At 71.5% G+C, this 19,681-nt stretch carries 19 protein-coding genes and 1 riboswitch; of the genes, 15 read left to right on the plus strand and 4 right to left on the minus strand.

Annotation, left to right across the window (positions count from 1 at the left end):
• The first annotated feature begins 1 nt into the window (after position 1).
• Together SAVERM_RS35415 and SAVERM_RS35420 are read left to right on the plus strand one after the other, a co-directional pair.
• Complete coding sequence (locus SAVERM_RS35415) at positions 2-790, plus strand: carbon-nitrogen hydrolase family protein (protein WP_010988290.1); 789 nt, start codon at positions 2-4, stop codon at positions 788-790.
• A gap of 47 nt (positions 791-837) precedes the next feature.
• On the plus strand, positions 838-2,535 hold the full coding sequence (locus SAVERM_RS35420; RefSeq protein WP_010988291.1) for a flavin monoamine oxidase family protein: 1,698 nt from the start codon (positions 838-840) through the stop codon (positions 2,533-2,535).
• A gap of 15 nt (positions 2,536-2,550) precedes the next feature.
• On the opposite strand, the gene SAVERM_RS35425 is transcribed toward SAVERM_RS35420, so the two are convergent.
• Together SAVERM_RS35425 and SAVERM_RS35430 are read right to left on the minus strand one after the other, a co-directional pair.
• The gene (locus tag SAVERM_RS35425; RefSeq protein WP_010988292.1) at positions 2,551-3,480 is read right to left on the minus strand and encodes an LLM class F420-dependent oxidoreductase; all 930 of its coding nucleotides are present in this window, start codon (positions 3,478-3,480) and stop codon (positions 2,551-2,553) included.
• A gap of 103 nt (positions 3,481-3,583) precedes the next feature.
• A complete protein-coding gene (locus tag SAVERM_RS35430) occupies positions 3,584-4,258 on the minus strand; it encodes a DUF5995 family protein (RefSeq protein ID WP_010988293.1) in 675 nt (224 codons plus the stop codon).
• Positions 4,259-4,430: 172 nt separating this feature from the next.
• Here SAVERM_RS35430 and SAVERM_RS35435 point away from each other — a divergent pair, with 172 nt between their 5' ends.
• On the plus strand, positions 4,431-5,543 hold the full coding sequence (locus tag SAVERM_RS35435) for a glycoside hydrolase family 6 protein (protein ID WP_010988294.1): 1,113 nt from the start codon (positions 4,431-4,433) through the stop codon (positions 5,541-5,543).
• Here SAVERM_RS35435 and SAVERM_RS35440 read toward each other — a convergent pair.
• A complete protein-coding gene (locus tag SAVERM_RS35440) occupies positions 5,525-6,964 on the minus strand; it encodes a uracil-xanthine permease family protein (RefSeq protein WP_010988295.1) in 1,440 nt (479 codons plus the stop codon). The two genes, SAVERM_RS35435 and SAVERM_RS35440, sit on opposite strands and share 19 nt — an antisense overlap.
• A gap of 121 nt (positions 6,965-7,085) precedes the next feature.
• Between SAVERM_RS35440 and SAVERM_RS35445 the strand changes: the two genes are divergently transcribed.
• Positions 7,086-8,351, plus strand: a complete 1,266-nt coding sequence (locus tag SAVERM_RS35445) for an alginate lyase family protein (protein WP_010988296.1) — start codon at positions 7,086-7,088, stop codon at positions 8,349-8,351.
• A 97-nt stretch (positions 8,352-8,448) separates the two neighbouring features.
• Entirely contained in the window at positions 8,449-8,919 is a 471-nt protein-coding gene (locus SAVERM_RS35450; RefSeq protein ID WP_010988297.1) for an acyl-CoA thioesterase, read from the plus strand.
• Here SAVERM_RS35450 and SAVERM_RS35455 read toward each other — a convergent pair.
• Positions 8,879-10,090 (minus strand): MFS transporter, encoded by a 1,212-nt coding sequence (locus tag SAVERM_RS35455; protein ID WP_010988298.1) that lies wholly within the window; start codon positions 10,088-10,090, stop codon positions 8,879-8,881. The genes SAVERM_RS35450 and SAVERM_RS35455 overlap by 41 nt on opposite strands.
• Before the next feature lie 125 nt (positions 10,091-10,215).
• On the opposite strand from SAVERM_RS35455, the gene SAVERM_RS35460 reads away from it, so the two are divergent.
• The 10 genes from SAVERM_RS35460 (at position 10,216) to SAVERM_RS35505 (ending at position 19,672) form a co-directional block, all read left to right on the plus strand.
• Positions 10,216-11,403: an ROK family transcriptional regulator gene (locus SAVERM_RS35460; protein ID WP_010988299.1), complete on the plus strand. Its 1,188-nt coding sequence runs from the start codon at positions 10,216-10,218 to the stop codon at positions 11,401-11,403.
• A gap of 516 nt (positions 11,404-11,919) precedes the next feature.
• Positions 11,920-12,049: riboswitch (FMN riboswitch) on the plus strand.
• Between the two features lie 150 nt (positions 12,050-12,199).
• Positions 12,200-12,808 carry a riboflavin synthase gene (locus SAVERM_RS35465; RefSeq protein WP_010988300.1) on the plus strand — a complete coding sequence of 203 codons (609 nt, stop codon included), beginning with the start codon at positions 12,200-12,202 and terminating at the stop codon, positions 12,806-12,808.
• Positions 12,809-12,864: 56 nt separating this feature from the next.
• On the plus strand, positions 12,865-13,449 hold the full coding sequence (locus SAVERM_RS35470; protein WP_078234580.1) for a nicotinamide mononucleotide transporter family protein: 585 nt from the start codon (positions 12,865-12,867) through the stop codon (positions 13,447-13,449).
• Positions 13,446-14,735 (plus strand): bifunctional 3,4-dihydroxy-2-butanone-4-phosphate synthase/GTP cyclohydrolase II, encoded by a 1,290-nt coding sequence (locus tag SAVERM_RS35475; RefSeq protein WP_010988302.1) that lies wholly within the window; start codon positions 13,446-13,448, stop codon positions 14,733-14,735. The genes SAVERM_RS35470 and SAVERM_RS35475 overlap by 4 nt, the downstream gene beginning before the upstream one ends.
• Positions 14,736-14,754: 19 nt before the next feature.
• Positions 14,755-15,240, plus strand: a complete 486-nt coding sequence (gene ribH, locus SAVERM_RS35480; protein ID WP_010988303.1) for a 6,7-dimethyl-8-ribityllumazine synthase — start codon at positions 14,755-14,757, stop codon at positions 15,238-15,240.
• A 34-nt stretch (positions 15,241-15,274) separates the two neighbouring features.
• Positions 15,275-15,547: a phosphoribosyl-ATP diphosphatase gene (locus tag SAVERM_RS35485; protein ID WP_010988304.1), complete on the plus strand. Its 273-nt coding sequence runs from the start codon at positions 15,275-15,277 to the stop codon at positions 15,545-15,547.
• Positions 15,548-15,596: 49 nt separating this feature from the next.
• Complete coding sequence (gene hisG / locus SAVERM_RS35490; RefSeq protein WP_010988305.1) at positions 15,597-16,454, plus strand: ATP phosphoribosyltransferase; 858 nt, start codon at positions 15,597-15,599, stop codon at positions 16,452-16,454.
• Positions 16,455-16,468: 14 nt separating this feature from the next.
• A complete protein-coding gene (locus SAVERM_RS35495) occupies positions 16,469-16,933 on the plus strand; it encodes a PH domain-containing protein (RefSeq protein ID WP_010988306.1) in 465 nt (154 codons plus the stop codon).
• A 226-nt stretch (positions 16,934-17,159) separates the two neighbouring features.
• Positions 17,160-18,581 carry a hemolysin family protein gene (locus SAVERM_RS35500; protein ID WP_010988307.1) on the plus strand — a complete coding sequence of 474 codons (1,422 nt, stop codon included), beginning with the start codon at positions 17,160-17,162 and terminating at the stop codon, positions 18,579-18,581.
• Positions 18,578-19,672 (plus strand): hemolysin family protein, encoded by a 1,095-nt coding sequence (locus tag SAVERM_RS35505; RefSeq protein WP_010988308.1) that lies wholly within the window; start codon positions 18,578-18,580, stop codon positions 19,670-19,672. The genes SAVERM_RS35500 and SAVERM_RS35505 overlap by 4 nt, the downstream gene beginning before the upstream one ends.
• Positions 19,673-19,681 lie beyond the last annotated feature (9 nt).

The raw sequence follows: 19,681 nt of genomic DNA on the forward strand, positions 1-19,681 counted from the left end.
CATGCGCACAGCCCTGCTCCAGAGCTCCGGCCGCCCCGGCTCGATCGCCGAGAACCTCAAGGTCCTCGACGAGGCCGCGGGCCGTGCCGCGGCCGCCGGTGCCGGGCTCGTGGTCGCGCCGGAGATGTTCCTCACCGGGTACGCGATCGGCGACGACGTCCCGCGCCTCGCCGAGCCCGCCGACGGAGACTCCGCCGACGCGGTCGCCGAGACCGCCTCCCGCCACGGTGTCGCGATCGCCTACGGCTACCCCGAGCGCGCGGGCGAGCAGGTCTTCAACTCCGCCCAGCTGATCTCGGCCGACGGCACCCGGCTCGCCAACTACCGCAAGACCCACCTCTTCGGCTGCTTCGAGCGCGACCACTTCACGCCGGGCGACCAGCCGGTGGTGCAGACGGAGCTGAACGGCCTCCGCGTCGGCCTCATGATCTGCTACGACGTCGAGTTCCCGGAGAACGTCCGCGCGCACGCCCTGGCCGGCACCGACCTCCTCGTGGTGCCCACGGCCCAGATGCACCCGTTCCAGTTCGTCGCCCAGTCCGTCATCCCGGTGCGCGCCTTCGAGAACCAGATGTACGTGGCGTACGTGAACCGGGTCGGCCAGGAAGGGGAGTTCGAGTTCGTCGGACTGTCCACGCTGGCCGGACCCGACGGAGTGGCGCGCGCCCGGGCCGGACACGGCGAGGAACTGGTCTTCGCCGACGCCGACCCCGCCGCCCTCGCCGCCTCGCGCGAGGCGAACCCGTATCTGAAGGACCGCCGCCCGGACCTCTACGGGTCCCTCGTCTGAACCCCCAGCCTTCCCCCCGAAGCTTTCGTGCAAGGAGTCCGTACCCCATGACGTCCACGGTGCCCAACGCCGTCCAGCACGCCGACGCGCAGCAGCCGCCGATCACCATGTTCGGCCCGGACTTCCCGTACGCGTACGACGACTTCCTCGCCCACCCGGCGGGCCTCGGCCAGATACCCGCGACCGAGCACGGCACGGAGGTCGCCGTCATCGGCGGCGGTCTGTCCGGCATCGTGGCCGCGTACGAGCTGATGAAGATGGGCCTCAAGCCCGTCGTCTACGAGGCCGACCAGATCGGCGGCCGGCTGCGGACCGTCGGCTTCGACGGCTGCGACCCCGCGCTGAGCGCCGAGATGGGCGCGATGCGCTTCCCGCCGTCCTCCACGGCCCTCCAGCACTACATCGACCTGGTGGGACTGGAGACCCGGCCGTTCCCCAACCCCCTCGCCGAGACGACGCCTTCGACGGTCGTCGACCTCAAGGGCGAGTCGCACTACGCGACCACCGTCGACGACCTGCCGCAGGTCTACCGCGACGTGATGAACGCCTGGAACGCCTGTCTCGAAGAGGGCGCCGACTTCTCCGACATGAACCGGGCGATGCGTGAGCGCGACGTCCCGCGCATCCGCGAGATCTGGGCGAAGCTCGTCGAGAAGCTCGACAACCAGACCTTCTACGGCTTCCTCTGCGAGTCGGAGTCCTTCAAGTCCTTCCGGCACCGCGAGATCTTCGGCCAGGTCGGCTTCGGAACGGGCGGCTGGGACACGGACTTCCCGAACTCCATCCTCGAAATCCTCCGCGTCGTCTACACCGAGGCCGACGACCACCACCGCGGCATCGTCGGCGGCTCCCAGCAGCTGCCGCTGCGGCTGTGGGAGCGCGAGCCGGAGAAGATCGTTCACTGGCCGTACGGCACGTCGCTGAAGTCGCTCCACGTGAACGGCGAGCCGCGCCCCGCCGTGACCCGCCTCAACCGGACCTCGGGCAACCGGATCACGGTGACCGACGCCAACGGCGACATCCGTACGTACCGGTCGGCGATCTTCACCGCCCAGTCCTGGATGCTGCTCTCGAAGATCGCCTGCGACGACTCGCTCTTCCCGATCGACCACTGGACGGCGATCGAGCGGACCCACTACATGGAGTCGAGCAAGCTCTTCGTGCCCGTCGACCGGCCGTTCTGGCTGGACAAGGACGAGCAGACGGGCCGGGACGTCATGTCGATGACGCTCACCGACTGCATGACCCGCGGGACCTACCTCCTGGACGACGGCCCGGACAAGCCCGCCGTCATCTGCCTCTCGTACACCTGGTGCGACGACAGCCTGAAGTGGCTGCCGCTGTCCGCGAGCGAGCGGATGGAGGTCATGCTGAAGTCGCTCGGCGAGATCTACCCGAACGTCGACATCAGGAAGCACATCATCGGCAACCCGGTGACCGTCTCCTGGGAGAACGAGCCCTACTTCATGGGCGCGTTCAAGGCGAACCTGCCGGGCCACTACCGCTACCAGCGGCGCCTGTTCACGCACTTCGTGCAGGACCGGCTGCCCGAGGACAAGCGGGGCATCTTCCTCGCGGGCGACGACATCTCCTGGACGGCCGGCTGGGCCGAGGGCGCCGTCCAGACCGCACTGAACGCGGTCTGGGGCGTCATGCACCAGCTCGGCGGCACGACCGACGCGACCAACCCGGGCCCCGGTGACGTCTACGACGAGATCGCCCCCGTGGAACTCCCGGAGGACTGAGCCTCGTAGCGGGGCTCAGATCCCGGCCGCGCGCGCCTTCTCGTACACCTCGGCGGCGACCTCCTTGAGCTCCTGCGCGTCCCGCGTGCCGGACTGAAGGTCGACGAGGATCTCGTCGAGACCGACCTCGGCGTGCGCGGCGAGGTCCTCGACGATCTGGTCGGCGCTGCCCTCGAAGGGGGACCGGCCGGCCCCGGCGTGGCCCTTGGCCAGGTACTGGGCGTTGGTGCGCAGCACCGTCCGGATCGGTTCCGTGCGCCCGCGTTCGGCGGCCAGTTCCCGGAGCCCGCGCCACTGTGCGGCGAGCGCCTCGGCGCCCATGCCCACCGGCAGCCAGCCGTCGGCGTGGTCGACCAGGCGGCGCTGGGCCTTCCCGGAGCCCGCCGCCAGGAGGATGGGGATCGGCCGGGCGGGCTTGGGGCCGACGACCGCCGGGGCGATCTTCGTGACCCGCCCGTCGTACGACACCGGGTCCGGGCCCCAGACCGCGCGGCACACGCCGATCAGCTCGTCCAGTCCCGCGCCGCGCTCCTCGAACGGGCGCACCGACGCGGCCGCGTACTCGTCGTGCGACCAGCCCGTGCCGAAGCCCGCGATCACCCGGCCGCCGCTCGCCGCGTCCAGCGTGGCAAGGGCCTTGGCGAGCTGGAACGGCACGTGCAGCGGTGCGACCAGCACGCTGCTGCCCAGCCGGACCCGCTCGGTGGCCGCGGCGGCGAGCGTGAGCGTGACGAGCGGCTCGGCCACCCCGCGGTACCCGTCCGGCCAGGGGAGGCCCTCGATGCCGTACAGACCCTGGGTGGCGGGGTCGGGGACGAGGAGCCGCTCGTACACCCAGAGGCTCTCGTAACCGATCTCCTCGGCGGTGCGTGCCACGTCGGGCACGTCCCGACCGAGGTCGTACTGCTTGTTCTGGGGAAGGCCGAGTCCGAGCTTCGTCGCCATGCCCACTGCTCCTTCGACATGTGGTGCGGTTCTGTCGAACGTACAACGTTCACAAAGGTGTTGGGGCGGACGGCGACGCCAATCAGCCATCCGGTCGGCCGGATCAGTCCGGCAGCGGGGTCAGCAGCATGCGACCCGCGCATCCGACCGCCGCGTCCAGGCGCTCGGTGAACTCCCCGGCCAGGTCCGGCAGCCGGCGCAGCGCCCACAGCGCCCGCGCCGCCGACCAGGCGGCGTCCCGGGCCCGCTCCAGGCTCCAGGAGCCCAGCAGATGCGTGAGCGGGTCGGCGATCTGGAGCAGGTCGGGGCCCGGCATCAGATCTTCGCGGATCCGCTCCTCCAGCGTGATGAGGAGATCACCCACACGCTCGAACTCGTCTTCCAGATCGGCGGGTTCGCAGCCGAGCGTACGGCAGGCGTCCACGACCGCCAGCGCGAGATCGTGCCCGATGTGCGCATTGATGCCCGAGAGCGCGAACTGCAACGGCCGTACTCCCGGATGCCGCCGGAACTGCAGCAGCGGCCGCCAGCACGCGGGCCCGGGCCCGTCCTCCGCCACCGTCAGATAGCGCTCGGCGAACCGCACGTCCAGCGTGATCGCGGCCTGCGGGTCCGGGAACCCCCCGGCGTCCAGCCGCCGGTCGAACTCCTCGGTGACAGCGAGGTAGACACGGTTGAAGACCGCTACGCCGTCGCGCTCCGGCAAGACCTCGCACAGCGCGCGCATGCGGGAGACGACCGTGTCGACGGGAGTCGTGAACTGTTCCGACCGCACCATGAGGGCAGGGTCCCAGCCCTAGGCTTTTGCGAGTGCCGCCGGGCCGGACGCTTCCCCAGAACGGGGGAACCCGCCGGTGTCGCGGGAGGGGGAGCACGACGTGTCAGGCTTACGCGCCCAGCGGCTGGCCGCCCGCAGGGCCGAGCGCAGGCGCGCCGTCCGGCGGAGCGCGATGGTGGCGGTGGCCTCGTTCGTGGTCGCCGTCGGCACCGCGACGGGGATGATGTCGGCGTTCGACGACGGCCGTACGCCCGACCAGGCCCGCCCGCAAGTGACCGGCCCGCCCAGCCGCCGGCCGCTGCCCGCCGTCCCGTCCCCGTCGCCCGCCACGACGTCCGCGAGGCCGAGTCCGGCCACCCCGTCGGCCGGGCCCGGCCCGAAGTCCTCCCCGAGCAAGAGGGAGCCGACCACTGCGGCCGCCCCCGCCCAGCTCTATCGCCACCCCGAATCCCAGGTCCTCGACTGGGTCGGCGCGCATCCGGACGACGCCCGGCGCGCGGTCATCGAGTCCCGCATCGCCGACCGGCCCGCCGCGGTCTGGTTCGCCGACTTCGCTCCGTCGACCATCACCGCCCGGGTCAGGGCGGTCACGGCGGCCGCCGCCGCGCAGGACCGGGTCCCGGTCGTCGTGCCGTACACGATCCCGGACCGCGACTGCGGCGGGGCGTCGCAGGGCGGCGCGCCCGATCTCGCCGCTTACGACGCCTGGATCGACAAGTTCGCCGCCGGGCTCGGCTCCGGCGAGGTCATCGTCATACTGGAGCCCGACTCGGTCGCCCAGTCCGACTGTCTGTCCGAGGGGCGGCAGGCCGACCGCTTCGCCTCGCTGGCTCGCGCGGGCCGGGTCCTCAAGGCCGCGAACCCCGGGGTCCGGGTCTACTTCGACGGCGGGCACTCCGAGTGGAATCCGGCCGCCAAACAGGCCTCGCTGCTCGACCAGGCGGGCGCCGCCTCGCCCGCCGCCTCCGACGGCATCTTCACGAACGTGTCCAACTTCCACCGTACGAGCGACGAGATCGCGTACGCCCGGCAGGTGCTGGCCGGCCTCGGCGGCCCCGCGAGCCTGGGCGCCGTCATCGACACCAGCCGCAACGGCAACGGCGCGCCGGCCGGCGGCGAGTGGTGCGATCCGGCGGGCCGGAAGATCGGCCGGGCGCCGACCCTGACGACCGGGGAGGCCGGGATCGACGCCTACCTGTGGGTGAAGCTGCCGGGCGAGTCCGACGGGTGCAAGGGCACGCCCGGGACCTTCTCGCCCGCCTACGCCTATGAACTGGCGCGCTGATCCTCGGCCTTGTCGTCCCCGGCCTCGCTGACCCCGGCCTTGTCGCCCTCGGCCTCGTCGTACGACGAGGTGCCCGAATCCAGCAGCGGCTCCTGCGTCTTGAGGTGCGCCGGAGCCATCGCTCGCAGCCCGTGGTACCCGATGATCACGACGAGCGTGCCGAGCGCGATGCCGCTCAGCGAGAAGTTGTCCGTGAACTTCAGGCTGACGCCGCCGACGCCGATGATGATGCCCGCGGCGGCCGGCACCAGGTTCAGCGGGTTGCGCAGGTCGACCCTGGCGTTGAGCCAGATCTGGGCGCCGAGCAGCCCGATCATGCCGTACAGGATGACGGTGATGCCGCCGAGCACGCCGCCCGGGATCGCCGCCACGACCGCGCCGAACTTGGGGGAGAGGCCGAAGAGGAGCGCGAAACCGGCGGCGGCCCAGTAGGCGGCCGTGGAGTAGACGCGGGTCGCGGCCATCACACCGATGTTCTCGGAGTACGTGGTGTTGGGCGGGCCGCCGACCGCCGTGGAGAGCATCGAGGCGACGCCGTCCGCGGAGATCGCGGTGCCCAGCTTGTCGTCCAGCGGATCACCCGTCATCTCGCCGACGGCCTTGACGTGACCCGCGTTCTCGGCGACCAGCGCGATCACGACCGGCAGCGCCACGAGAATCGCCGACCACTGGAAGGACGGGCCGTGGAAGGACGGCAGGCCGATCCAGTCCGCCTTGCCGACGCCGGACAGATCGAGTCGCCAGTGGTCGGTGAGCTTGCCGCTCGCGTCCACCGAGTGGATCTTGCCGAAGATCCGGTCGGAGGCCCACGAGATCCCGTACCCGAAGACCAGCCCCAGGAAGATCGCGATCCGTGACCAGAATCCGCGCAGGCACACCACGGCCAGACCGGTGAACGCCATCACCAGCAGCGCCGTCCACTGGTCCTGCGGCCAGTACGTGGACGCGGTCACCGGCGCGAGGTTGAAGCCGATCAGCATGACGACCGCGCCGGTGACGATCGGCGGCATCGCGGCATGGATGATCCGCGCCCCGAACCGCTGCACCGCGAGCCCCACCAAAAACAGCGCGACGCCGACCACGAAGACCGCGCCCGTCACCGTCGCGCTGGTACCGCCCTGCGCGCGGATCACCGCGGCGACGCCCACGAAGGAGAGCGAGCAGCCGAGGTAGCTCGGGACGCGGCCGCGGGTGGCGAGCAGGAAGATGACCGTCGCGACGCCGGACATCATGATGGCGAGATTCGGGTCCAGGCCCATCAGAACGGGTGCGACGAACGATGCCCCGAACATGGCCACCACGTGCTGGGCGCCGAGCCCGACCGTGCGGGGCCAGGACAGCCGTTCGTCGGGGCGGACTACCGCTCCTGGCGCGGGCGTCCGCCCGTCGCCGTGCAGTTTCCAGCGCACGCCGAGGTCCATGGTGAGTTTCGCTTTCTTCGTACGTGAAAGTTCGTCCGGACCATTGTCACGGGTACCTGGCGGTCCTACGCTCGCACGGTCTTACTCATGAACTGTGTTCACAAGTATGATCGGAGCCTTGATGAGTGCACGCCCCCGTCTGGCTGTCCTCCTCGCGGCCGCGGCCACGCTCGCCGCGGTCGTCGTTCCCTCCGCCTCGGCCCATACGCCCCCGAAGGCTCCCCGGACCGCCGTTCTCGACGGCACCCGGCTCCAGCAGACCCGACTGCGACTCGACCGCGGCGACCCCCGACTCCGGCGCACGCTCGAGGACTTGACCGCCCGCGCCGACAACTGGCTGAACCAGGGCCCCTGGACGGTCGTCGACAAGCCGAAGCCCGCCCCCGGCGGCGACGTCCACGACTACCTCAGCCAGGCCCCGTACTGGTGGCCCTCGCAGCCCAAGTCCGCCGACAATCCCTGGGGTTGCCCCTACGTCCAGCGCGACGGCCAACGCAATCCCGAGGTCGACACCGGCACCGACCGCCAGGACGTCGAGAAGGTCTTCGACTCGGCGTACGACCTCTCGCTGGCCTGGTACTACACGGGCAGGAAGCAGTACGCCGAGAAGGCCGCCACCGTCCTGCGCACCTGGTTCCTCGCGCCGGCCACCCGGATGAACCCCCACCTGAACCACGGGCAGTTCATCCCCTGCAAGTACGACGGCCGGGCCATCGGCATCATCGACTTCTCGCAGTCCTACACGAGCGTCCTGGACGCGCTCGCGATCCTGGACACGGGCGCCCCCGGTTGGTCCAGGGCCGACCGCACCGCGATGCGCGCGTGGAACGTCGACTACCGCGACTGGCTGGTGAACAGCGCCTTCGGTGCCGAGGAGGGCGCCGCCAAGAACAACCACGGCACCTTCTACGACATGCAGCTCGCCGCCCTGGCGTACGCGACCGGCGACACGGACCTCGCCCGGCGGACCGTCCTCGGCGCGCGGGCGGGGCGCATAGCCCCGCAGATCGCCGCCGACGGCAGCCAGCCCCAGGAGCTCACCCGCACCCGCAGCTGGCACTACTCGACCTTCGACCTGGTCGCCTACACGCGCCTCGCGGCCATCGGCAGGCACGTCGGCGTGGACCTGTGGGCGTACGAGGGACCGGACGGTCAGAGCCTGTTCAAGGCGGTCGACTATCTGCTGCCCGCGGCGACGGGGGCCGCGCCCTGGCCGCACCCGGAGCTGGAGTTCCACCGGTTCGCGGCGAGCGACGTCGTGCACGCGGCGGCCGATGCGGGGGACCGGGCGGCGCGGGCGGCGGTCCCGAAGCTGGAGGCGCCGCCCGGCGGCGACCTGTGGGCGCTGCGGCCCGCCGCCGAGCAACTGGACTCGATCGCGGGCTGAGCGCCTGACCTGCACCTCCCGTGCGGGACCTGCTGAGCGTTTGCTTAGGATGGGGTGTCCCCGCCACCCCGCACCGCACCGCCCAGGAGCCCCGCCCGTGACCGCCGAAGCCGCCGAAGCCCCGACCGCGCCCGCTCCGTCCTACGGCCGGCTGATCCCCGTCACCGTCCACTTCGACGACCTGGACGCGCTCGGACTCCTCCACAACGCCCGCTACCTGGTCATGGCCGAGCGCGCCTGGACCAGCCTGTGGAACGAGCGCGGCTTCGGCGGCTTCGAGGGTGACTGGGAGGCGGCCGGCGACTTCTGCAACGCCGTCAAGGAGCAGCGGATCAGCTACGAGGCCCCGGTCACCCGGCCGGGCGCGTACGCCGTGCACCTGTGGCTGGAGCGGCTCGGGAACACCGGACTGACGTTCGGCTTCCGGTTCTGCTCGGCGGACGGCGCGCTGACGTACGCGCACGGCACGCGGGTCCTCGTCCGGCTCGACGCCGGCACCCTGCGTCCCGCGCCGTGGAGCGAGCCGTTCAGGGTCGTGGGGCGGGAGCTGCTGCGCTCGGCGGACTGACCGTCGGACGGCTTCGGTCGCCCGCGCGCAGCACGCCCGCGAAGACCACGAGCCCGCAGGCCAGCACGGTCACCAGGCCGAAGGAGACCATCAGGCTGGTGGCCTGCGCCAGCGTGCCGATCGCGCTCGGGGCGACCAGCCCCGAGGTGTACGTGATGGTGGCGACGCCCGCGATGGCCTGGCTCGGGTTGGGCCCGCTGCGGCCGGCCGCAGCGAACGCCAGCGGGACGACCACCGCGATGCCGAGGCCCATCAGCGCGAACCCGACCATCGCCACCGCCGGGTGCCAGGCGCTCACGACGAGCAGCCCGCCGAGCGTGGCGAGCACCCCGCCGACGCGTACGGTGCGCACCGCGCCGAAGCGGTCCACCACCGCGTCGCCCGCGATCCGCGCGACGGCCATGGTGAGCGTGAAGGCCGTGGTGGACGCCGCCGCCAGGCCGGCCGAGCTGTCCAGCCGGTCGCGCAGATAGACCGCCGACCAGTCCAGGCTCGCGCCCTCCGCGAACACCGCGCAGAAGCCGACCGCGCCGATCAGCAGCGCCGACCTGGGCGGCAGCGCGAACCGCGGGGGCGGCTCCTCGTCCTCGGTGGGCTTCAGGTCGAGCACCCATCGGCAGGCGACCAGGCCGAGAACCGTCAGGACCCCGGCCGCCAGCACATGGTGCATCCGCGCGTCGGAGCCCAGGTGGGCGGCGAGGGTGCCGGCCGCCGAGCCGACCAGGGCGCCCGCGCTCCACATGCCGTGCAGCCCGGACATGATCGACTTGTCGAGGCGGTTCTCGACCTCGACGCCGAGCGCGTTCATCGCCACGTCCGCCATGCCCGCCGTGGCGCCGTACGTGAACAGCGCCAGGCAGAGCGTGTACAGGTTCGGCGCGAGCGAGGGCAGGACCAGCGCCAGCGTCCACAGGCTGATCAGCCCGCGCAGCGCGGTGCGGGAACCGAAACGGTGGCTGATCCGGCCCGCGAGCGGCATCGCCACGGACGCGCCGATCGCCGGGAAGGCGAGCGCGAGCCCGAGCTGTCCCGCGCCGATCGAGGCATGGTCCTGGATCCACGGGACCCGCGTGGCGAACGAACCGGTCACCGCGCCGTGCACCGCGAACACGGCGGCCACGGCATACCGGGCGCGCTTCAACTCACGCACGTCGTCAACCACTTCACCCATGGTGCCGCTGCCCCTCCCGGACGTCCTCCCCGCTGTCGCCGTAAACTATCAGGAACCCTGCCTGATAAATAGATGAGGCAGGGGCGAGGCCGCTGTGCCGCCTCCTGATCTGGAAGAATCCCGGCATGCCCGCATCTCCGAGCACCGCCAGGGCCATCAACGACCGGCTCGCGCTGCGCCTGCTGCAACAGGAAGGCCCCCTGACGGCGGGGCAGCTGAAGCAGCTCACCGGACTGTCCCGGCCGACCGTGGCCGACCTCGTCGAACGCCTCACCGCCGCCGGGCTGATCGCGGTCGTGGGGGAGTCGGGCGAGCAGCGGCGCGGCCCGAACGCACGGCTGTACGGGATCGTCGCCGACCGCGCGCACCTCGCGGCCCTCGACGTACGCACCGAGGGCGTCTCCGTCGTCGTGTCCGACCTGCTGGGCGCGGAACTCGCCCGGGCGTCGGTCCCGATCGCCGACGACACGGGGACGGGACCGGCCGTCGAGCAGGCGGTGGCGCTGGTGGAGCGCGCCGCGAAGGAGGCCGGAGCCGAGCGCCTGCACACGGTCGGGATCGGCGCGCCCGGCCTGATCGACCCCGCCACCGGCGAACTCCGCGACTCCTCCGGTCTGCCGGAGTGGCACCGCCGCCTGGTCGCCGCCCTCCAGGAGCGGCTCCCGGCCCGGGTGACCGTCGAGAACGAGACCAACCTCGCCGCCCTGGCCGAACAGCGCGAGGGCGCCGCCCGCGACCGGGACACGTTCGTGCTGCTGTGGCTGGGCCACGGCACCGGCGCGGCCGTCGTCCTCGACGGCAGACTCCGCCGTGGCGCCTCGGGCGGCACCGGCGAGATCGGCTTCCTGCCGGTACCGGGTACGGGCGCACTGCCCTCGGCGACGGACTGCGAGGGCGGCTTCCACTCACTGGCGGGGTCGGCGGCGATCGCCCGGCTGGCGAGGGAGCACGGGCTCGTGGCGGCCGGGCCGGCCCATGAGCCGCAGGCGGCGGCGCTGGTGCGGGCGGCGGCCGCGACCCCGAGCTCCCCGCGTTCCGCCCGCTTCCTCGACGTCCTCGCCGACCGCCTCGCCATCGGCGCCGCCGCCGTCGTGGCCGTCCTGGACCCCGGCTGTGTGGTCCTGGCCGGCGAGGTCGGGCAGGCCGGCGGGGACGTCCTCGCCGCACGGGTCGAGGAGCGGCTCGTCCGGATGTCACCGCTGCCGGCCGAGGTGCGGGCGAGCACCCTGGGCGGCGACGCGGTGCTGCGCGGCGCCCTGCTGACCGCGCGGGACGGCGCACAGGACGAACTGTTCGGGCCCTCGCCCCGGTAGCCCGCCGGCCCGGCCTTGTGGCCCCTGGGTGTCACCGCCGGCCGTCAGGGCGACGGGCGCCACGCCGGCCCCCTCGGCAGCACCATGTCCCGGCTCGCTCACCGCCCCCGCCGAACCGCGCCGCCACGTACGCCTCGAACCTGCCCTCGCGCACCGCCCGCCTCGGTGTCAGATGCCCACCGTCCCGCAGCGCGCCGTAGGCCCCGCCCGTGAGGCGCACGTTCACCCGCGGACGCCGCATTCACCGTCGGCCGGGCAGAGGCCCGTCAGGAGGCCCGGCGGCGGGGCAAGGGCCTCCGTCACCGCCGCCGGGCCGTTCTTGGGACGGCGCAACGCCGGGAACGCAGACGCTAAGAGGACTAGACCAGGTCAGTCAATAGGTATGGACCAATTATCAAGATCGCGCCGGTTTCCGGGGAGGGTGAGAAGTCCAGCATGTGAACATGTGAGCCACCCCACAGTCGTTCCCTTGCATGGCCGCCGATCGGCCGTGGCAAACTGGCCATGTACCAGAAGCAGCGCACTCCGGGGTCGGTGAAAGTCCGAACCGGCGGTTATAGTCCGCGACCCGCTCGCCTCGGCGATCGGTTGACCAGGTGGAATTCCTGGACCGACGGTTAAAGTCCGGATGGGAGGCAGTGCGCGGCGGGCAGGCATTCGTGCGTGCCGCCGTCTGTTTCGACCTGTCCGCAGGACAGGTCTCATTCGGCGACGCTCCCGGTGCCCTCGCCCGTATGTTCTGTCGTCATCGACAGGCCCCGGAGTCCGTGCCCGAAATGGCAGGAGGACCCGGGAAGTGTTCACCGGAATCGTCGAAGAGCTGGGTGAAGTCACCGCCGTCGAGAACCTCGGCGACGCCTCCCGCTTCCGTCTCCGTGGACCCGTCGTCACCGAGAACGCGCAGCACGGCGACTCCATCGCCGTCAACGGCGTCTGTCTCACGGTCGTCGAGCACGAGGGCGACGAATTCACCGCCGACGTCATGGCGGAGACCCTCGACCGCTCCAGCCTCGGCGCTCTCGCCGTCGGCTCCCGCGTCAACCTGGAACGTCCCATGGCCGTGGGCGCGCGCCTCGGCGGGCACATCGTGCAGGGACACGTCGACGGCACGGGCGCGGTCATCGAGCGCAGGCCGTCGGAGAACTGGGAGATCGTCAAGGTCTCGCTCCCGGCCGACCTCTCCCGGTACGTCGTGGAGAAGGGCTCCATCACCGTCGACGGCATCAGCCTCACGGTCGTCGACGCGGGCCCGGACTACTTCACCGTCAGCCTCATCCCGACCACCCTCGCGCTGACCACCCTGGGCCGCAAGCAGCCCGGGGACCCGGTCAACCTCGAGGTCGACGTCGTCGCCAAGTACGTCGAGCGCCTCCTCGGCGACCGCACCAGGGAGACCGCGAAGTGAACTGGCTCAACTCCGAAGCCTTCACGGTCCTCGACCAGCACATCATCTGGTCCGACATGATCGGCAACACCGTCGGTCTGATCGCCCTGGCCCTCGGCTGGCTGCGCAACATAGGAACCTGGCCCGCCCAACTCCTGTCCGGTGCCGTCCTCGTGGCCGCCAACCTCTCCGTGCACCAGGGCGGCGGCGTCGGCAAGCAACTCGTCGTCATCGTCGTGGCCCTCTACGGCTGGTACGCCTGGACCCGCGGCAGGCAGCAGGCCCAGGACGGCACCATCGCCGTACGGTTCGCCACCTGGCGGGAGCGCGCCTACCTCGTCGGCGGCGCCGCGATCGGCACCCTCGCCGTCGGCGGCCTGTTCACCGCCTACCCCTCGCTCTCCTGGAGCCCGTGGGCCGACGCGTACATCTTCGTCGGCACCCTCGCCGCGATGTACGCCCAGGCGCGCGGCATGGTCGAGTTCTGGTTCGCCTGGCTGCTGGTCGACCTGGTCGGCGTACCGCTCAACTTCCGCAGTGGGCTCGCCTTCTCGGGCCTCATCTACATCGTGTACGGCGCACTCGTCCTGTGGGGCATGCGCGACTGGTGGCTGCGCTCCCGCAAGGCCGGGCAGCCCGTTCTGGAAGGAGCCCCGGCATGACCACGGCGCCGATCCTGTACAGCACGGACAACATCGAGGACTTCGCGCTCGACCCGGTCGAGCGGGCCATCGCCGACATCGCGGCCGGCCGCCCGGTCGTGGTCGTCGACGACGAGGACCGGGAGAACGAGGGCGACCTCGTCATCGCCGCCGAGAAGGCGACCCCCGAAATCGTCGCCTTCATGATGAGCGAGTGCCGCGGCCTGATCTGCGCGCCCATGGAGGGCGGCGAACTGGACCGCCTCCAGCTGCCGCAGATGGTCGACCACAACACCGAGTCGATGCGGACGGCGTTCACCGTGTCGGTCGACGCGAGCGGCGCGCACGGGGTCACCACCGGGATCTCCGCCGCCGACCGCGCGACCACGCTCCGGCTGCTCGCCCAGGGAGAGGCGGGGGCCGCCGACTTCGTCCGCCCCGGCCACATCTTCCCGCTGCGCGCCAAGCCCGGCGGGGTCCTCGTCCGCAACGGCCACACCGAGGCCGCCGTCGACCTCGCCCGCCTCGCGGGTCTGCGACCGGCCGGCGCGATCGTCGAGATCGCCGGCGAGGACGGCCACATGCTGCGGCTGCCGGAGCTGATCCCGTTCGCCCGCAAGCACGGCCTGACGATCATCTCCATCGAGGACCTGATCGCCTACCGCCAGAGCTCCGAGCCCACCGTCCGGCGCGAGGCCGAGGTCCATCTGCCCACCGCCTTCGGCGAGTTCACGGCCTACGGCTACCGCTCCACCGTCGACGGCGTCGAACACGTCGCCCTGGTCCACGGCGAGATCGGCGACGGCGAGGGCGTACTCGTCCGCGTCCACTCCGAATGCCTCACCGGCGACGTCTTCCACTCGCTGCGCTGCGACTGCGGCCCCCAGCTGGAGGCCTCCCTGGAGCGCATCCGCAGCGAGGGCCGCGGCGTCGTGGTCTACCTCCGCGGACACGAGGGACGCGGCATCGGGCTGGTGTCCAAGCTGCGCGCGTACGAGCTCCAGGAGCGCGGCCGCGACACCCTCGACGCCAACCTGGAACTCGGCCTGCCCGCCGACGCCCGCGACTACGCGGCCGGTGCGCAGATCCTGGAGGACCTCGGCGTCCGCAGCCTGCGGCTGATGACCAACAACCCCGACAAGACCGACGCGCTCCTGAGGCACGGCCTCAAGGTCACCGGGCGCGAGCCGATGCCCGTACAGGCGGGCGAGCACAACCTCCGGTACCTGACCACCAAGCGGGACCGGATGGGCCACGATCTGCCCTGGCTGGACACGGTCCCCGTGTCCACCTGCGGCAACCAGTAAGAGAGCACTGAGGAGAGACGTGAGCGGCAAGGGTGCACCCGAACTGTCCGTACGCAACTGCGGCGACCTGCGCGTCGCGGTCATCGCGGCACAGTGGCACGAAAAGGTGATGGACGGTCTGGTGGACGGCGCGCTGCGCGCCCTGCACGAACTGGGAATCGACGAGCCGACCCTCCTCAGGGTCCCCGGGAGCTTCGAGCTGCCGGTCGTCGCCAAGGTCCTCGCGGGCCGGGGTTACGACGCGATCGTCGCCCTCGGCGTCGTCATCCGCGGCGGCACCCCCCACTTCGACTTCGTGTGCCAGGGCGTCACCCAGGGCCTCACCCAGGTCTCCGTGGACACCGGCGTCCCCGTCGGCTTCGGCGTACTGACGTGCGACACCGAGGAGCAGGCCCTGGACCGCGCGGGCATCGAGGGCTCCCACGAGGACAAGGGGCACGAGGCGGTGACCGCCGCCGTGGCGACCGCGGCCACGCTGCGCTCAGTATCCGAACCCTGGCGCTGAGGCACGGCCGGCTCGGCGTAGGGTAGGCAGCACCATGTCCAAGAAGACGTTCGAGGAGCTCTTCACCGAGCTCCAGCACAAGGCCGCCAACGGCGACCCCTCCACTTCGCGCACCGCCGAGCTGGTCGGCAAGGGCGTCCATGCCATCGGCAAGAAAGTCGTCGAGGAGGCCGCCGAAGTCTGGATGGCCGCCGAGTACGAGGGCAAGGACGCCGCCGCCGAGGAGATCTCGCAGCTCCTGTACCACGTCCAGGTGATGATGGTCGCCCGCGGAATCTCCCTCGACGACGTGTACGCCCACCTGTAGATCCCCCTGTTTCCCAGCCCCACCCCTTCACGCAAAGGAAGCCGACCTCATGCTGCGCATCGCCGTCCCCAACAAGGGTTCCCTGTCAGGCCCTGCGGCGGAGATGCTCCATGAGGCCGGCTACCAGCAGCGGCGGGAGTCCAAGGAACTGCGGATCGTCGACCCGGAGAACGAGGTGGAGTTCTTCTACCTCCGCCCCCGCGACATCGCGATCTATGTCTCCTCCGGGCGCCTCGACATCGGCCTCACGGGCCGCGACCTGCTCATCGACTCCGGGGCCAACGCGGAGGAGATCCTCCCGCTCGGCTTCGCCCGCTCCACCTTCCGTTTCGCCGGCAAGCCCGGCACCGCCAAGGGCATCGAGGACCTCGCGGGTCTCACTGTCGCCACCTCGTACGAGGGCATCGTCGCCAAGCACCTCGCCGACAGCGGCATCGACGCCTCCGTCGTGCACCTCGACGGCGCCGTCGAGACCGCCATCGAACTCGGTGTCGCCGAGGTCATCGCGGACGTCGTCGAGACCGGCACCTCGCTGCGCAACGCGGGCCTGGAAGTGTTCGGCGAGCCGATCATGAAGTCCGAGGCCGTCGTCATCCGCCGCGTCGGAGCCGGCACCGACGAGGCCGCCGAGTCGAAGGTGCAGCAGTTCCTGCGCCGCCTCCAGGGCGTCCTGGTCGCGCGGACGTACGTGATGATGGACTACGACTGCCGCGCCGAGCACCTGGAGAAGGCCGTCGCGCTCACCCCGGGCCTGGAGTCGCCGACCATCTCGCCGCTGCACAACGAGGGCTGGGTCGCCGTACGGGCGATGGTTCCGGCCAAGGAGGCCCAGCGAATCATGGACGACCTGTACGCGCTCGGCGCACGGGCCATCCTGACCACGGCCATCCACGCCTGCCGCCTCTGAGGGACCGTACGTCGATGCCCGATCTGTCTGCTTTGCCTGCCCTGCCTGTCACCTTCCGGCCGGGCCGTACCCGTGCCGTCCTGCTGACCGCCGGCGTCACCATCTTTGTGGTTCTCACCACGGTCGTGATGCTCCTCGAAACCCTCACCCCGGCGGAACGCCTCAGCTTCGTCTTCACCGCGGCGCTGCTCTGCGGCGTGCTCGTCCTCCTCTCCCGGCCCAAGGTCGTCGCCGACGAGAGTGGCGTCACCGTCGTCAACATCACCAGCAGGCGGCACCTGGCCTGGGCGGAAATCCTCCAGGTCAACCTGCGTCCCGGTGATCCCTGGGTGTTCCTCGACCTCAGCGACGGCACCAGCCTGCCCGCGCTCGGCATCCAGCCGGGCATCGCCAAACAGCGTGCGATCGCCGACGCGCGGACGCTGCGGGCGCTCGCCGAGGCGCGTTCCGCACGGGACCCCGAGGAACATCAGGGCTGACTCGGGGCCGTCCACCCTGCCGTATCGGCGGGTGTCTTGATTAATCTGGTGGCGGAGGCGTTCTTCCTTGCGCCTCCGCCCTGCTGCTCCGTCCGGTGCGGCAGGGGTACCTGCTACCCGAGGAGTGATTCCCTCCAGCGATGGACGGATCGTCCTGTAGTACCTGCGCCGCCCCCTCTCGACATACCGCGGACCGTGTCCGCGTCCCTGCGGAGGCGGCGGCATCATGACCGACTCTCTGCTGCTCCTCGGGGCGGCATTCCTGCTCATTCTGGCCAACGGCTTCTTCGTGGCCGCCGAGTTCGGACTCGTCACGGTCGAACGGCCGGAGGCCGAGAAGGCCGCGGCCGAGGGCGACCGACGGGCCGGTACGGTCGTCGAGTCGCTGAAGGAGCTGTCCTTCCAGCTCTCCGGCACCCAGCTCGGCATCACCATCACCTCGCTGGTCGTCGGCATGCTCGCCGAACCGGCGCTCGCCGACCTGCTGCACGGCCCGTTCACCGCCATCGGCCTCCCCGAAGGAGCCGTCCCCGGGATCGCCGTGGTCGTCGGCATGCTGCTGGCCTCGGCCGTGCAGATGGTGATCGGCGAACTCGTGCCCAAGAACTGGGCGATCTCCAAGCCCTTGCAGGTGGCCCGCTTCGTCGCGGGCCCGCAGCATGTGTTCTCGCGTCTGTTCCGGCCGGTGATCGCGGCACTCAACACGGTCGCCAACCGGCTGGTGCGCGCCCTGGGCGTGGAGCCCGCCGAGGAGATGGCCTCCGCCCGCACCCCCGGCGAACTCGTCTCCCTCGCCCGGCACTCGGCCCAGGCCGGCGCGCTGGAGCAGGACACGGCCGATCTGTTCGTACGGACGCTGTCGCTCGGCGAGCTGACCGCACAGCACGTCATGACCCCGCGCGTGCGGGTCAGCGCGCTCCAGTCCTCGGCGACCGCCGAGGACGTGGTCAACCTCACCCGTGCCACCGGCCTGTCCCGCTTCCCCGTCTACCGGGACCGGATCGACGAGATCGTCGGCATGGTCCACCTCAAGGACGCCCTCGCGATCCCCTCCCGCGACCGGCTGCGCACCCCCGTCGGCCGGATCGCCCAGCCGCCGCTGCTCGTCCCGGAGACGCTGCCCGTGCAGCCCCTCCTGGCGCGGCTGCGCAGCGAGCAGCCCATCGCCGTCGTCGTCGACGAGTACGGCGGTACGGCGGGCGTCGTCACCCTGGAGGACATCGTCGAGGAACTCGTCGGCGAGGTCCGCGACGAGCACGACGGGCAGGACCTGCCCGAACTCGCCGTCGCACCGCCCGAGGACGGGCGGCCCGCATGGGACGCGGACGGCAGCTGCCGCGTCGACATCCTCCAGCGCATAGGCCTCGACGTGCCCGAGGGGCCCTACGAGACCGTGGCCGGCCTCGTCGCCGATCTGCTCGGCCGCATCCCCGCCCCCGGGGACCGGGCCGAGCTCCCCGGCTGGCGGCTGTCGGTGCGCCAGGTCGGGCACTACCGCGCCGAGCGGGTCCGTCTGGTGAAGACCGCGGACACCACAGACACCACAGACACCACAGGCATTGCGGACATCGCGGATGCCTCGGTCACAGCGGGCGCGGGCACCAGGGACACCGCGGCTTCCGCGCCTGCCGCGGAGGCTGTCCGATGACCCTGCTCCAGCTACTGTTGGCCGCCCTGCTGGTGCTCGCCAACGGCTTCTTCGTCGGCGCCGAGTTCGCGCTCGTCTCCGTACGGCGCAGCCAGATCGAGCCACTGGGGACGGCACGGGCCCGCCAGGTGCTGTACGGCCTGGAGCGGCTGCCGCAGATGATGGCCGCGGCCCAGTTCGGCATCACCATCTGCTCGCTGACGCTGGGCGCGGTCGCCGAACCGACGGTCGCGCATCTGCTCGAGCCCGGCTTCGAGGCGGCCCGTCTGCCCGACGGGATGATCCACCCCCTCGGATACGTCATCGCGCTGGCCCTCGTCGTCTTCTTCCACCTGGTCATCGGCGAGATGGTGCCGAAGAACCTGGCGATGGCCGCGCCCGAGAGGACGGCGCTGTGGCTCAGCCCGGGCCTGGTCGCCTTCGCCCGGCTGTGCCGGCCGGTCACGGTCGCGCTGAGCGCCTGCGCACGGGTGATCCTGATGCTCTTCCGGGTGGAGCCCAAGGACGAGGTCGAGGCGGTCTTCACCAGCGAGCAGCTCAACCAGCTGGTGGAGGACTCCGGCCAGGCCGGTCTCCTCGACCCGGAGGAGCAGGAGCGCCTGGAGGACGCGCTGGAACTGGGCTCGCGCCCGGTCACGGACGTCCTGCTGGACCGCGACTCACTGGTGACCGTGGGCCCCTCGGTCACGCCCGGCGAGGTGGTGGCGCTGACCGCGCGCACCGGGTACTCCCGCTTTCCCGTCGCCGCGGAGACCGGCGCCTTCATGGGCTATCTCCATGTGAAGGACGTACTCGATCTGGAGGAGTCCGAGCGGGCGGTGCCGCAGCAGATCTGGCGGCCGATGACCACGCTCGGCGCGGAGCTGCCGCTGGACGACGCGCTGACCGTGATGCGCCGGGCCGCCACGCACCTCGCGCAGGTCGCCGACGGGTCCGGGCGGGTGCTCGGCCTGGTCACCATGGAGGACGTCCTGGAGCTGCTGGTGGGCGAGGTCAGGGACCCGGCCCACCGGGACGCGCAGCCGCCGAGCCGGGTGACGGAACAACGCGCCGAGACGCCCGGCGAGGCACTGGCGAGCCAGCTTCGGTGAGCCGGCCGC

This window comes from Streptomyces avermitilis MA-4680 = NBRC 14893 (genome assembly GCF_000009765.2).
GTDB lineage: Bacteria > Actinomycetota > Actinomycetes > Streptomycetales > Streptomycetaceae > Streptomyces > Streptomyces avermitilis.

Bases quoted from the DNA above. Each gene is read 5' to 3' on its own strand.
- SAVERM_RS35415 (WP_010988290.1), top strand. From the start codon at position 2: ATGCGCACAGCCCTGCTCCAGAGCTCCGGCCGCCCCGGCTCGATCGCC.
- SAVERM_RS35420 (WP_010988291.1), top strand. From the start codon at position 838: ATGACGTCCACGGTGCCCAACGCCGTCCAGCACGCCGACGCGCAGCAG.
- SAVERM_RS35425 (WP_010988292.1), bottom strand. From the start codon at position 3,480: ATGGCGACGAAGCTCGGACTCGGCCTTCCCCAGAACAAGCAGTACGAC.
- SAVERM_RS35430 (WP_010988293.1), bottom strand. From the start codon at position 4,258: ATGGTGCGGTCGGAACAGTTCACGACTCCCGTCGACACGGTCGTCTCC.
- SAVERM_RS35435 (WP_010988294.1), top strand. From the start codon at position 4,431: ATGGTGGCGGTGGCCTCGTTCGTGGTCGCCGTCGGCACCGCGACGGGG.
- SAVERM_RS35440 (WP_010988295.1), bottom strand. From the start codon at position 6,964: ATGGACCTCGGCGTGCGCTGGAAACTGCACGGCGACGGGCGGACGCCC.
- SAVERM_RS35445 (WP_010988296.1), top strand. From the start codon at position 7,086: ATGAGTGCACGCCCCCGTCTGGCTGTCCTCCTCGCGGCCGCGGCCACG.
- SAVERM_RS35455 (WP_010988298.1), bottom strand. From the start codon at position 10,090: ATGGGTGAAGTGGTTGACGACGTGCGTGAGTTGAAGCGCGCCCGGTAT.
- SAVERM_RS35460 (WP_010988299.1), top strand. From the start codon at position 10,216: ATGCCCGCATCTCCGAGCACCGCCAGGGCCATCAACGACCGGCTCGCG.
- SAVERM_RS35470 (WP_078234580.1), top strand. From the start codon at position 12,865: ATGATCGGCAACACCGTCGGTCTGATCGCCCTGGCCCTCGGCTGGCTG.
- SAVERM_RS35475 (WP_010988302.1), top strand. From the start codon at position 13,446: ATGACCACGGCGCCGATCCTGTACAGCACGGACAACATCGAGGACTTC.
- SAVERM_RS35485 (WP_010988304.1), top strand. From the start codon at position 15,275: ATGTCCAAGAAGACGTTCGAGGAGCTCTTCACCGAGCTCCAGCACAAG.
- hisG (WP_010988305.1), top strand. From the start codon at position 15,597: ATGCTGCGCATCGCCGTCCCCAACAAGGGTTCCCTGTCAGGCCCTGCG.
- SAVERM_RS35495 (WP_010988306.1), top strand. From the start codon at position 16,469: ATGCCCGATCTGTCTGCTTTGCCTGCCCTGCCTGTCACCTTCCGGCCG.
- SAVERM_RS35500 (WP_010988307.1), top strand. From the start codon at position 17,160: ATGACCGACTCTCTGCTGCTCCTCGGGGCGGCATTCCTGCTCATTCTG.
- SAVERM_RS35505 (WP_010988308.1), top strand. From the start codon at position 18,578: ATGACCCTGCTCCAGCTACTGTTGGCCGCCCTGCTGGTGCTCGCCAAC.